Source organism: Acidovorax sp. GW101-11A03 (assembly GCF_059424825.1).
This window is the reverse complement of sequence record NZ_JBWKZU010000042.1, coordinates 1-12,766: the sequence shown is the minus strand read 5'-3', so window position 1 is coordinate 12,766 and position 12,766 is coordinate 1. Positions and strand designations below refer to the sequence as shown.

At 58.3% G+C, this 12,766-nt stretch carries 9 protein-coding genes; 1 reads left to right on the top strand and 8 read right to left on the bottom strand.

The annotated features are described in order from the left end of the window. Positions 1–371: 371 nt before the first annotated feature. The 4 genes from AC07Z7_RS17105 to AC07Z7_RS17090 form a co-directional block, all read right to left on the bottom strand. Complete coding sequence (locus AC07Z7_RS17105; protein WP_494767009.1) at positions 372–1,280, bottom strand: AraC family transcriptional regulator; 909 nt, start codon at positions 1,278–1,280, stop codon at positions 372–374. A 162-nt stretch (positions 1,281–1,442) separates the two neighbouring features. Next, positions 1,443–2,192: an SDR family oxidoreductase gene (locus AC07Z7_RS17100; protein WP_494767008.1), complete on the bottom strand. Its 750-nt coding sequence runs from the start codon at positions 2,190–2,192 to the stop codon at positions 1,443–1,445. Between the two features lie 327 nt (positions 2,193–2,519). Then, the gene (locus AC07Z7_RS17095; RefSeq protein WP_494767007.1) at positions 2,520–3,302 is read right to left on the bottom strand and encodes an SDR family oxidoreductase; all 783 of its coding nucleotides are present in this window, start codon (positions 3,300–3,302) and stop codon (positions 2,520–2,522) included. Further along, positions 3,299–3,625, bottom strand: coding sequence for a nuclear transport factor 2 family protein (locus AC07Z7_RS17090; RefSeq protein WP_494767006.1), 327 nt, complete (start codon positions 3,623–3,625; stop codon positions 3,299–3,301). Before AC07Z7_RS17090 ends, AC07Z7_RS17095 begins: the two co-directional genes overlap by 4 nt. A 101-nt stretch (positions 3,626–3,726) precedes the next feature. Here AC07Z7_RS17090 and AC07Z7_RS17085 point away from each other — a divergent pair, with 101 nt between their 5' ends. After that, on the top strand, positions 3,727–4,647 hold the full coding sequence (locus AC07Z7_RS17085; protein WP_494767005.1) for a LysR family transcriptional regulator: 921 nt from the start codon (positions 3,727–3,729) through the stop codon (positions 4,645–4,647). A gap of 20 nt (positions 4,648–4,667) precedes the next feature. On the opposite strand, the gene AC07Z7_RS17080 is transcribed toward AC07Z7_RS17085, so the two are convergent. The 4 genes from AC07Z7_RS17080 to AC07Z7_RS17065 form a co-directional block, all read right to left on the bottom strand. Beyond that, complete coding sequence (locus AC07Z7_RS17080) at positions 4,668–5,288, bottom strand: hypothetical protein (RefSeq protein WP_494767004.1); 621 nt, start codon at positions 5,286–5,288, stop codon at positions 4,668–4,670. 232 nt (positions 5,289–5,520) lie between these two features. Further along, positions 5,521–7,569 (bottom strand): elongation factor G, encoded by a 2,049-nt coding sequence (gene fusA, locus AC07Z7_RS17075; protein WP_494767003.1) that lies wholly within the window; start codon positions 7,567–7,569, stop codon positions 5,521–5,523. A 1,172-nt stretch (positions 7,570–8,741) separates the two neighbouring features. Next, positions 8,742–10,703 carry a hypothetical protein gene (locus tag AC07Z7_RS17070; protein WP_494767002.1) on the bottom strand — a complete coding sequence of 654 codons (1,962 nt, stop codon included), beginning with the start codon at positions 10,701–10,703 and terminating at the stop codon, positions 8,742–8,744. Positions 10,704–11,019: 316 nt separating this feature from the next. Continuing rightward, positions 11,020–12,315 carry a S8 family serine peptidase gene (locus AC07Z7_RS17065; protein WP_494767001.1) on the bottom strand — a complete coding sequence of 432 codons (1,296 nt, stop codon included), beginning with the start codon at positions 12,313–12,315 and terminating at the stop codon, positions 11,020–11,022. Between the last annotated feature and the right edge of the window lie 451 nt (positions 12,316–12,766).

Genomic DNA, 12,766 nt, shown 5'->3' with positions numbered 1-12,766 from the left:
TTTGTACTTTTTATTCCTTCAGTGTTGTACTTTCCCGGGCGTTTCTCACTGAGTCTTGTATTTTTTGCAGCCGGGCTGCTTGGCGCGCCATCAGCTCAGGATCTTTCTACTCAGGGCCGCACTTAAACGCTTGACGCAAAGAACAGCGTTTTGGCCAAGCGGCGCCCACAGACTTATTCCCGTCAGTCGCAGCCGACGTTATGAACGGTCAACGTGATCGCTACCGGCTGTCGCTGGGTAGTTGCAGTTTGACGGCTGGCCATCAACCCGTCGTGCTCACAGTTGAAACACAGGGGCCGGTATGTGACCCGTGATTGCGCAAGGGGCTATCGACTCTGTGCACACGCGTGGAGCGCGTTCTTCACTTCATCTCAACGGTTTGCTGGTTGCCCGGACCGCGCGTACTGCCTGGGCGACTGCCCCACATGCCGACTGAAGGCCGTGCTGAACGTACTGGTGGACGCATAACCGACCCGCTCGGCAACCTGGGCGATGCCCAGACCCTTGCGACGCAAGAGGTCCTGTGCAATCTCCATGCGCCAGGCAAGCAAGTACTCCATGGGAGCCACGCCGACGATTCGGGTGAACCGATCAAAGAACGCTGAGCGCGACAGCGCAGCCAAGGGTGCAAGCTGCGCCACGGTCCAGGTGTGATCGATCCGGGCATGCATCTGCTTCAGTGCAGGCGCCAACCGCTCGTCACCCAGGCCCCGCAGCAGGCCCGAGGGCGCATTGCGCGAGGTTGTCGAACGCATGGCTTCGATCAGCATCATCTCGACCAGCCGCGACAGCATGAACTCATGCCCGGGACTCTGCTCGTTGTACTCTTCGCCAACCATCTGAACCAGTTGAGCCAGACGCATGGAACCCTGGACATGGACAAGCTCCGGCAGCAGAGACACCAAGAGTTTGGGGTCAGCAGCGTCGAACAGGAATGCCCCACCCAGTGAACGCATGTCCGCTTCCCCGGTCCTGTCGCCATACCGAACCTCGCCCTGCTTCCCGACTGCATTCGGGTCGAGGTGAACAGGGGCCGCTGGGCTTAGGCTGGAGATCGTGAATGCGGGGGTCGTCGGCAGAAGGACGAAGTCCCCAGCGCAAAGGGTGACCGCTTCGTGCCCATCCACGGCAAGCAGGCAGCTGCCCGCCAGCATGATGCAGAAGCTGGGCTGACCGTAAGCAGAAAATCGGACGGCCCAGTCCCCCTTGCCACTGATGGGGTTGGCAAATACGGCGCGCGGCTGCAACAGCTTCACGACTTCGGTCAGCGGATCACTCATCGGCGAAATGGATGCTTGCCAAACACCTGGCAATTCTGATGCATGGGGAGTCCGGCAAGCCAAGTCACGATTCGGTAGCGTGGCTGGAACTCGACGCCAGGCAAAGCGGCCCGCACCGGCGCATGGTCGGCCAGGGCACGCAATTGGCGAAGGACTCGCGGGTCAATGCCGCTTTGCGTTGGCGAGCGCCACGGCATCCGCACCAGCGGCGAAATGCAGGCGGTCCGTCGTATCGTTGGCGGCTTGCCACACGACTTCGGCAACGTCGGTCTCGGAGGTCACAGGCCCGGGATTGGTAAATGCCGCAAAGATGGGTTCAGCGAACGGCTTGTAGGCATCAGGAATCAGGCCCTGCATGCGCTGCCCTCCGTTCTCGGTAAAGCGGGTGCCTGGACCGTAGCCGGGCTCGACCAGCTTGATGCGGATGTCGAAGGCACCCAACTCATGAGCCACTGAACCGGAGAGGCCTTCGATGGCTGTTTTGCTGGCGGTGTAGATGCCCGCCAGTGGGAAGGATGCGAGCGTGGTGCTTGAAGTCACGTTGACGATCACGCCCGCCTTACGTTCGCGAAACTGCGGTATGACGGCCTGCATCATGGACATGACACCAAAGGTATTCGTGTCGAACACTTCACGGGCAATCGCCAGCGAAGTGGCCTCGAACGCGCCGACGACGCCGATCCCGGCGTTGTTGACGAGTACGTCGATGGGGCCGGCAGCGTGGAGGGCCGAGACGATGCTGTCTTGGCTGGTCACATCCAGCGGGATCACGCGCATGCGCTCCGATTGGGGCAGCAGATTCACGTTCGGTCTGCGCATGGTGGCGATGACGTTCCAGCCCATGGCATGGAAGTGACGAGCGGTGGCCAGGCCATAGCCAGAGGAACAGCCTGTGATGAGTACGGTCTTCATGATGAGTCCAGGTGGTGAGTTGCGGTGACGTAACGATAGACCGCAAGCGCAAGACCATCTACACAAGATAGTCCGACTTTGTTTTGCCATCATCCATTTCTCCCTGATTCGGTTTTTGTGCACGCGCCCCAAGGAGGTGGTTCGCGCAGTCGTAGGCCCGCGGCGGTAACGGCCCTGCTTGCGCTGTTCAGCCAATGCGTTGCCTTGACCAACTAACTTTGATGCCGTCTGCGCCCGAATGCCTGGCTCCGGACCCAGCCCTTGAAAAGAAAAAAGGCCCACGAGTGCCGTAACTTGTGGGCCTATCTGTCACACCTCTTCAGGGCTTTACACGGTGGGAACCGTCCCACCATCGATCACATGCTCTGAGCCCGACACCGATGCTGCGCGAGGAGACACCAAGAAGGTGATGAGGTCGGCAACTTCCTGTGGCGTGGCGGGCCGCCCGACCGGGATTCCACCGAGCCAGTCCATGACCATCTTCTTCCCGCCCTCGTAGTCCGTGCCCGCTTCTGCGCCCATCCGCTCGGCAAATACCACCGAAGCCTCGGTTTCAATCCAGCCTGGCGAGACGCGCAGAACGCGCACTCCTTTCGGTGTGACCTCCTTTGACAGGGATTTGCTGTAGGTCGAGAGGGCACCCTTGGCGGCGGCGTACGCGGTGGTTGACTCCGGAAGTGGAAGCACACGCTGTATCGACGTCACATGCAGGACAACCCCTGCACGTTTGGCCAACATGGCGGGCAACAGCGCACGGTCAAGACGCACTGCTGACATCAGGTTCAGATTCAGCTCACTGAGCCATACAGCGTCATCCAGTGCCGCAAAACCACCTGCCGGAGCAGTCGAGCCTCCGACGGAGTTGATCAAGATATCGACACCGCCCCACTGCTCCTTCACCACGCGCGCCAGTTCGCTCACGCCCTCCGCGGTCGTCAGGTCAGTCTGGACGTAAGTCACACCTTCGAGCGGCCTGTCTGGTGCAGAGCGCGCAGTTGTCATGACCTGCACTCCGACTTCCTGGAGGCTCTTGACAACAGCAGCACCCAACCCCTTGGTGCCGCCGGTAACCAGGGCGCGCTGGCCTTTCAATTGAAGATCGAAGTTCATGCTGTGACCTCCAGCAATGAAATCAGGCCGCGTTCCAAGCGAAAGCGATAGGACAGATTGATAGGGCTGCCAGGGAAGTTGCCGGTGACCTTGGCGCGGACGATCTGGAGGCCATCCTCACGTTCCAGTGCAAACGGTACGGTCGTAGCGCTGTACTTGGCGGATGCCTCGGCCATAAAGGCTGTGATGGCTTCGACGCCGGTGTAGGTGTGGCCATCGTCCTTCATGACCGCTTGCGGTGTGAAACAACGCGCCAAGGCCTCAGGGTTGTACTCTGCCGCGAAGTACGCGGCAATGGGTTCAGGAAGGGTCGAGGGGTGCATGCTGGTGGCTCCATGTGTTGAATGAAGCCTCAGGATGCGCGTCGCAGCAAGATAAGTGAATCACCTAGAATCCAAATTGGCTATGTAGACAGGAATACATAATGCGCGGGTTCGAATTTGCTGAGCTAAAAGCTTTTGCTGCCGTGGTCGAACGCAAGAGCTTTGCCCGCGCGGCAGAACATCTGGGCCTTTCGCCGTCTGCGCTCAGCCAGACCATTCGACAGCTCGAAGGCAGGATCGGCACACGCCTTCTGAACAGGACGACACGAAGCGTCGCGCCCTCTGCAAGTGGCGAACTGCTCTATGGGCGCATAGCCCCACTGTTTCGGGAAATGGATGCAGCAGTCGCTGAAGCCACCGAGGCTGCAGGGCACACCACAGGCACGCTTCGCATCAACACGCTGGGGATCGCAGCGAGAACCATCATTGCGCCCAGGCTTTCGCGCTTCCACCAAGCCTATCCTGAAGTGCTGCTCGACATCGTGGTCGACGACGCTCTGGCCGATATCGTTGTGGGCCGCTTCGATGCGGGCATCCGCGTGGGTGGACGGCTTGAGAAAGACATGATTGCCGTGCGCCTCAGCCCAGACCTGAACATGGTTGCAGTAGCTTCTCCAGGCTATCTGGCTGCGCGAGGGGTCCCTAAGACACCCGCCGATTTGCACAGCCACGCGTGCATCAACTGGCGGCTCCAGATGGACGGCAGGCAGTACCGCTGGGAGTTCGAGAAGAAGGGCCAAAAACTGGAAGTCGCGGTGGATGGGCCGGTCGTCACCAATCATGCTGACATTGGCATTGCAGCTGCGCTCAACGGGCTAGGCATTGCGTATCACTTCGAACGAGATGGTGTGGCCGAGCACTTGGCCCAGGGCAGGTTGGTCCAGGTCTTGGCGGACTGGTCGATTTCGCGCCCCGGGCTGTTCCTCTACTACCCGAACAGGCAGCATCGACCGGCGCTCCTGGGTGCATTTATCGACTGTCTTTTGGATAGAGATTTGGAGATGGAACGCAAAGCCGGGTAGTCCAAGTTGTAGCCCTTCGGTCAACCGTTGTACGAGTAGATGAGCAAACCCAAGGCAGGAACTACCACCAAATCCTGCTCGTGACCGGTAGTGAAGAACGCTCCTTCTTTGCCAACTGCGCGCTGAGCCTGCTCCAGCAATTCAGACGGTTCACCCGCGCAGCTTTGCCCGCGAAACAGTTGCTCATGCTCGCCGGTCGACGTGGTTTGCCACGGCTGGTATTGGTGGTAGGGCTTGCCATCCCGTCCGAGCTGAGCCGCGTCGAAGTAAGCCAGGCCCTGGCGGCGAATGCGCGCCAGGTTGTCTTCTGAAAGCCGGAAGATTGCGTATCCACACCCCTCTCGAAAACCAACGATCTCATCATGGTGCAGAGCCTCCACCAACTCGAATTGAGGAGGAACCGCCTGGCGGTACAGCTCCACCTGCATATGGCTGCATCCTTTCACGGGCAGGAGTATCAGCACAAGCAGGGCGGAGGCCCAGGAGGTCAACCGCAGCACGACGGTGGGCGGTTGATATCCGAGTAACTGGTGGAAGACATAGCCGAAACTTCTAGCCATGCCCCTTGCCAGAATGAAGGTCGCCAACCCAAAGATGGCCAGGCACAGCAGGGCCATGCCCAGCGCGATTGCAATAAACATGGAGCCCTTTCCAACCAAGAAGCATTGAGCGTTGGGGGACAGTATTGGGTGGTTGCGTGAGGCCAACATGAAGTCTGTGAGGCGTGTGTGATCTTCTGGCTGCCTCCCCCACCTGAGCCTTGATGACCGGAGCCGTCACGCAGCAAACATCTCGCAAAGCAAAAAAAAGGGTGCAGACTCCTGTCCACACCCCTCTCTCGGGCTGTACCGGGCGCCCGGCCCGGCGCGCAACTCAGCCCATCAGCTCTGCCACCTGGGCCGCAGGCACCACCCCATAGTGGTCCAGCTGCATCGAATACTGCGCACGCCCTGACGACAGGGCCCGCAGGCTACCGATGTAGCCGAACATCTCTTTCAGCGGTACCTCGGCCTCGACCGTGGCTGCGTTGCCGCGTTGGCCCTGGCCTCGCACCAGCCCTCGGCGGCGGTTCAGGTCGCCGATGGCATCGCCCAGGTAGTCGACCGGGGTGATGACCTCCACGGCCATCACGGGCTCCAACACCTGGGGCGCTGCCTTGGCAAACCCTTCCCGGAAGGCGGCCATGGCCGCCAGCTCGAAGGCCAGCGTGGACGAGTCGCGCTCGTGGAAGCTGCCGTCCAGCAGGATGGCCGCGAAGTCCGTGGCGGGGAAGCCTGCCACTGCGCCCGCAAGGGCGGCGCGGCGGATGCCGGCCTCCACGGAGGGAATGAACTCGCGCGGCACGGCTCCGCCAACAATGCGGCTTTCAAAGCGGATGCCTTCGCCCCTGGGCAGGGGTTCGAGCAGCAGCCTTACCTCAGCGAACTGGCCGGGCCCGCCCGATTGCTTCTTGTGCACATGGTGTACCTCCACACTCCGTGAGATGGTTTCGCGGTAGGCCACTTGGGGGCGGCCTACCGACACGTTCACGCCGTGGCGTGCGCGCAGCTTCTCGATCGACACCTCCAGCTGCAGCTCGCCCATGCCGGACAGAATGGTCTGGCCGGACTCGGCGTCGAGCTGCAGTCTCAGGCTCGGGTCCTCGCGCAGCAGGGACTGCAGGGCCTTTGACAGGCCTTGCTGGTCCGCGCTCGCCTTGGGCTCGATGGCCACATGGATCACCGGCTCGGGCACGCTGATCTGCTCCAGCACCACGGGGTGGGCCGGGTCGCTCAGCGTGTGCCCCGTCAGCGTGTCCTTGAGGCCTACGACGGCGGCGATGTCACCCGCCACCAGCTCGTCGCGTTCGATGTGCTTGTCGGCATGCACTTCGTACAGGCGCGACACGCGCTCGGTCTTGCCCGTGCTGGTGTTGAGCACCACGTCGCCCCGGCCCAGCCGGCCGCTGTAGACGCGCACGAACACTTTGGCACCATGGTCGTCGGTGACGACCTTGAATGCCAACGCCTTGAACGGGTCCGCGGCGGTCTCGCCTTCACCTTCGCGCACGATGTCTTCGGGCGCGGGCAGGTAGTCCACCACGGCATCGAGCAAAGGCTCCACACCCCGGTTCTTGAAAGCCGATCCCGCCAGCGCAGGCACGAAGGCGCCGGCCAGGACACCCTTGCGGACGGCCGCACGCAGCACGTCCACCGCGATCTCTTCACCGTTGACGTAGGCCTGCAGGGCGGCTTCGTCTTGCTCGACAGCCGCTTCGACCAGGCGAGCGCGGCTGCGCACCGCCTGCTCAAGCAGGTCAGCGGGCACATCGGCTTCGCGGTACGGGGCGCTTGCGTCGTCACGGTCCCAGATGCGAGCACGCATGCTCAAAAGGTCCACCACACCATGGAAGTCGCCTTCCGCGCCGATGGGGATCTGCAGCGGCACCACGCGCACGCCCAGACGATCCTCCATCATGGCCATCACGCGGTGGAAGTCGGCACCCACGCGGTCGAGCTTGTTGATGAAGGCGATGCGGGGTACGCGGTACTTGTCGGCCAGGCGCCAGTTGGTCTCGGTCTGCGGCTCCACGCCGGCCACGCCGTCGAACACGACGACCGCGCCATCGAGCACACGCAGCGAACGGTTCACCTCGATGTTGAAGTCGATGTGGCCGGGCGTGTCGATCAGGTTGAGCTGTGTGCCCTTCCAATGCACAGTGACAGCCGCACTGTTGATGGTGATGCCGCGCTTTTGCTCCTGCGGGTCGAAGTCCATCTGAGCAGTGCCGTCGTTCACGTCACCGATGCGGTGGCTTTCGCCCGTGTAGAACAGGATGCGTTCGGTGGTTGTGGTCTTGCCCGCATCAACGTGGGCGATGACACCGAGGTTGCGCAGTTGCCGATGGGCGTTGTTGCGAGAGGAGGAAGAAGTCTTGGACATGGTGAATCTTTCTTTTTTGCGGCTGCACTCAGCTCTGCGAGCAGCTGCCGCCTGGTTGGCTTTGCGCCAGCCCAGGCGTGAAGGATTCGCCTGGTCGCTAGCGTCTGAGAGGTGTGCTGTCGCCGGAGCCCGGGCGCACGGAACTCAAGCTCCGGCGGTCGGGAATCGTGGCAATCAACTTGTCGTAGGTACGCATGGGTTGGTCCGTGGTGCGAAAAACAAAAAACCCCGGAAGGGAAGCCTGCCGGGGTTTTGTTGACCGGAAGGCGCGCAGCCCTCCGATACGCGATCGAGGGGTGCAACTAGGTGGCGAACGATGCCTTGATCACGTTGGTGAGGATTTTCATGAGACCGAATTATCCTCCTCGCGGAAAAAGCTTGCAAACGACCTAGCTGTAGCTGTCGCCTGCATATGGGGCCTGGGCCTGCGGTGTTGATGGTGTCGCCTGCGCCGTTCTGAGTGGCTACAGGGTGAGAGTGTGCGTCAATTCTGCTGTGATCGGGTGGGCCGCTTTGCAGCGAAACCTGCCCGGTCGCGACTCGTCCACTTGCATGCACTGGCACTCCTTTTCCGCACGAACCGGCAACCCTTAGGAAAGAGGGAGGGGCGTCGCTGCTCCCAGCTCTTGGGCCCACATCGATAAGGGCGAATGTCTCACCAACTTCTTCCCATGACCCAGCAAAAAAGTAAGCAAACACTCACAAACAATGTGCTTTCAACTGCTGTAAGCCGCATTGCGGCGCAACCAACGCACGAACCGATGCTCAAAGGGGTGGGGACAGATTCCTGAAATCCGCTTAAAAAGCAGGCACAGAAGATTGATTAAACCGCATCAGGAACAAATTTCCCATTACAAATCAAATAGTTACGCTTCTCCCTCACGCCTCAAAAGTACAAAACTCAATGAGAAAAGTACAAATGTCGATATGCGCTGAGTGTTGTACTGCCGAATTCGAGAAATCAACGACTTGAAACCATGCGGGGTGCGTACCTTTGTACTTTTTATTCCTTCAGTTTTGTACTTTTCCAGCCATTTCTCACTGAGTCTTGTATTTTTCAGCCTGGCTATTCGATGACCCTCGGCTCGAGATCTTTCACTCAACGCCTTACTTAAAGGCTTGACGCAGAGGCCAGCGCTTTGGCCGTGCTCGACGCGGATTGTCGACGTAGGCTATGTGGCCTTGATGTCGAGCTCACTTTGAATAGTCTCCGAGTGATTCTGGGCATGGTTAATCGCCCCAATCAATCCGGGCACTACACGCGGATCAGACCAGTAGTCGGTATGGCCACCCAGCCCCACGTTACGCTCATGAACTTGATCTAGGCCAAGTTTGGTCCCCACGAAGTCATCAATGCGGTAAATGTTGAACCACTTAAGAACGGCGCCGGGGTGAATTTGGTAGCGATCGGGCAAATAGAACTTCAAAAGGTTGATGATGGGATTGCCCATTGTTACGAACGAGACTCGACCGTAGGTAGGCTTTACCTCGCTCCTTTCACTTACCCCAACTACCTCCAGGACCCCAAGTCCGTCTGCAGATATTGCGGAACCCAGGCTGTGGGCGACAACCACCACCCTTCGTGCCCCACCGTCTTTTGCAAGCTCGCAGTCCAACACTTGGAGAAAACGATTTACTGTCCTGTTCCAAGAAACATTGGACTTTCCATCCTCGTAGTCGTTCACCCGGAAATGCATTATCACATCTAATATAAGATCCATCGCAAAGAGGAAATGCGATCGACTTGCAACAACAACGGATACCAGGCCAGCGGACAGTGCAATCGCGAAGGATTTCAAGCCATTCTCCCCCAGGAAATCCTTCAACCTAACCAGCGTAGCATATCCGAATAATTGCCCCTCTCCGTGATTTTGCGATAACTGATAAAAAACCAAAATGCAATACCAAGCAAATATAAAAGCAAAAAAACCAGAACCAACGACAAGCAGAAAGACGGCCAGTGGACTTACAATGTAACGAGCGCGGTCCATCTCAAGATTTTTTCGCATTTTATAGTTTTTTAAAGCCACCCCCAGAAAGACCAGCCCAAGAGTTGCAAGGCATATTACAAGGAATGGAAGTTGATGGATACCCATCTCAATCCTATCGGCCAAGCGGGTACCGACAGTTTCCCAAAGATCGGAAGTAATGCAATGATCCGCATAGGGCCAGAGATCGGGAGCACACCTTGTAATCCGATCTGCATTGCTTTCACGAATTGCCTTACTGAAAACAATCCACAGAGCGATTATAACAAACGTAAATAACGCGAGCGACAATGCAGTGCAGAATGCGATAACAACAATAGGTTTTTGCAGCTCTTTTGATTTAAACCAAGACCAAGCACATAACGCCACGTAAGCAAGCACCAATATTGCCATCGAAAAAGCGCCAACCAACATTATTGACGAAATATCCCAGTTCATTCTTTCGGGACGGCCAACAAGTGCCCCTGCATCGTGCTCTCCCAAGAGGCACAAGCCGATGGATAGTAAAAATGTGCACGCACTGAGAAGAGTGAGGCATACACCCGTATCAGAAGACCATTCAAGCCGTCGCGCGAACTGGCAAACAAAATAGCCAGCAATAATCATTAATAACGAACCGCACAGTCCGGCCGCAATTGGAGCAGAAACATATGATGACCAATTGAATGTACTGAACCAGACGTAGAGTCCTGCGATCGCCATGGCAAGAATATTGAGTGCAAACATGGGGCCACGAATCCACCATAGTGCAGCTCCTGCGATTTTTCCGGCAATATTCGCCACACCATTGGTTTGGCTGGTCGCTGCAGCCACGATGTAACGAAGACCAAAAATCAGATCGAACACCGCGCTGATGAGGCCGAATAGGCTCGCTTTCTGACGCGAAATGTCGCCCCTGTACACCTCTCGCAGATGGAGCCTGTGCATCTGCGAGTTTTCCGTCCTTTCCAAGGTCGCACGAGCTACCGGAAAAGTTTTGACCTCTCGATCATCTAAGCCCAGTTGCTCTTTCTCATGTCGGGTTTCGACCCAGCTTCCCTCCACTTGCTGCCAGTCCGCAGCTGACAATCCCTGGACGAGTTTCTCTAACGCGTTTCCCGGCAACGGATCGCCAATACCATGGACGACAACTACCGATGTTTCCATTGCAAACTCCGATGTATTCGCGACTTAGGCCTGCTGCTCCTTAGAGGGTGAGACAAGGAGGCCAGGGTTCTTGCCCACGAAGAGGTTCGGTTTGAAATTCGAAACCTGCTGAGTTTTAAATGCAGGAGACGTAACAACTCCTGGAGAAACACTTATCCGGGCGGCTGCTCACCGTAGCGTCACCAGCGCTCCGAGCCTGCGCGACCATCGCGTAGGCTTGCCTTGACTCAGGACGCGGTGCGCCTGTCCGATTTCCGAGGAATGTGCCGCCAGTGAGATAGAGCTTCCGGCTCGGCAATGGCGGCAAGTGAGACCATCAAGCTGGCGCTTCTTGTTCCAGGCTTGTCGGCTCAGGCAAAGCGAAGTTCAGAAGATCCGCGATGTTCAGGATCCCGGCACCAAAGGAGCCTGGCTGCTGATTGGGCATGAGGCGCGCGGTCTTTTTGGCCGCCACTTTGAAAGCCTCCACTCGTTGCCAGCCCTCAGGGTATTTCAACGACAGAGCGTCACCGTGCCGAGCCATCCACAGTGCTGCTGCACCTGTGGAAATAGCGGTCGCGTAAGAAGTCCCGTCACCGCCTCCGCCATAGGCTGCCGGTCCGCCTTTTTGCATGTTGGCGCGGAAAATCTGCTTGGCTGGGGCAGACCAGTCCACCGTGGGCCCGTAGGCGCTACCTCCCCAAGGGATGCTCCCAATCGCCGTACCAGCCGCTGCAATGGTTCTGCGCATGTGGGCAGGGGAGACCACTTGCCGCAAGGGCTGCCCTGCAGCGCAGACGAAGATCACTCCAGACATATAGGCATGGTTGATAGCCTGCTTGAGAGCCTTGATGGGGGTGTGGGGCAAGAAACCCATGCTCAAGTTGACTACTGAGACTTTGGCCGTGTCCACCAGATAGTTCAGCGCTGCGGCCATCTCTTTTTGCGCGTGGCCAGCAAGCACCGTGTTGGCAATTCGCACGGGCACTAGAGGCACCTTGGGTGCAATGCCCAGATAGGGAGCCTCAGGTGCCGCGGGATCGTAGCCGCAGATGACGCTGCCGATACGCGTCCCATGGCCGTCAAACAGATCAGCAAGTGGGTCGATCCCATTGCCCGGACCAGGATCACCACCGTTCGCATCGGAGGCGAACATGGTGCGAGCAGCAGTGATATCGACCCAAGGGGTCCCACCGAAACCGAAGACGGGGTGCTTGGTGTATCCCGTGTCGATCTGCCCCACTTTCACCGAGCCCCAGTTGATTTTTTCGGGACCTCCCCAGTGCTGCTTCCAAGCGGGGTTCACGTTGACTTCGTCCAAATGCCAGTTTTTGCTCACATCATCAGTGGCGCGCGCCGGGAGCTTGGAAGGATCGCGAGCATTCATTCTGGCGAGTGCTTGGTCGTCCGAGATCGGCTCGCTACGAATGACACCAGCATCACGCAAGATCAAAGCGGCGCCCTCTTGCCCGTAAGCCTTCTCCAGTGCTTCCAGCGTGGCGCCGGCCAGAAGTCCCTCGCTGATTCCCAGGGCCGTCAATCCTGGATCAAAACCGGGAAGATAGTTGGCCAGAGTCTGGCTGCAATGCAGTAGACCGCGCCCATCAAATTTCAACAGATGGATGGATTTCATGAGAAAGGCCCCCTCGTAGAAGTTGATTGATCTTTGTCCGCAGAACATGTTGTCACCAACTCGATCAATCGGCTACATCTAAATGGCATGCCGTCAAGTAGATGGCTTCTCGCTTTTTTCGAGGCCTTTGATCACTGGGTGGGGGCGGCCAACTCCACGGGCTCTACTGCGGTTCACTGCAAGCGATGCAAACCTGGCGTCAAGCACGAGTTGGCTAAAACTCAAATCGCTGTGGCATAGCCATGCTGACATGCCGCCCTCTACCCAGCTGCCAGCTCAGTCGTTGGTATCGCACTAGGCTGATACCGGGCAAGCCCTAGAACAGAACCTTCTGCGCACTCGTCAATGCCGCAAAGCTGTCGCCCAACGGCTGAAGAATCGCATCGGCGATGGGCTGGAGTTGTTTGACGAGGTAATGCTCATAGTCAATGTGCGAATACCGGGCCTCCAG